This is a genomic window from Micromonospora sp. AMSO31t (assembly GCF_008868175.1).
Classification (GTDB): domain Bacteria; phylum Actinomycetota; class Actinomycetes; order Mycobacteriales; family Micromonosporaceae; genus Micromonospora.
On sequence record NZ_WBKT01000361.1, the window covers coordinates 1 to 422 of the forward strand.

A 422-nucleotide genomic window follows, 5' to 3' on the forward strand; every position below is an offset into this window, starting at 1 on the left:
AGCCAGTCCTGGGGCGATGAGAATCGAAACAGCCAGTCGATCGCATGCACGACCTTGCTGCCGTAGCCAAGAAACGGCGCCGCAGCCTTGAAGGCGGACAGGATCGCGCCCTTCGTCGGCGCGTTTTCGCCAAAGCCATTGAAGTCGGCCGCCAGATCTTCGCTCTCAAGTAAGGCTGTGCTGAGCCGCCTAACGCCGGTGGGGCGGCCGGCGCGATGCCCCTCATGCATGGCAGAGCCATGGGTCTCCGTCGTCATAGGACCCTCCTTCGGGTTGGTTGGGTCGCGACGGGCAAAGCAAGAGCGTGAGCGGAATCAGGGATTTCGCTTGCGCCTTGAGTCTTGAGCGGCTAGATTCGGGTTGTCTGATTACCGAACCGGGCCGCCAAGCCCATCACGAGATTTCGCAAAGCCACCGCGCCA

General features: G+C 62.1%; 1 protein-coding gene. It reads right to left on the reverse strand.

Translation table 11 applies throughout. The features are described 5' to 3' along the window. Positions 1–257, reverse strand: a 257-nt coding sequence (locus F8274_RS30945; RefSeq protein WP_225854067.1) for a helix-turn-helix domain-containing protein, incomplete at its 3' end; no start/stop codon positions are given. Positions 258–422 lie beyond the last annotated feature (165 nt).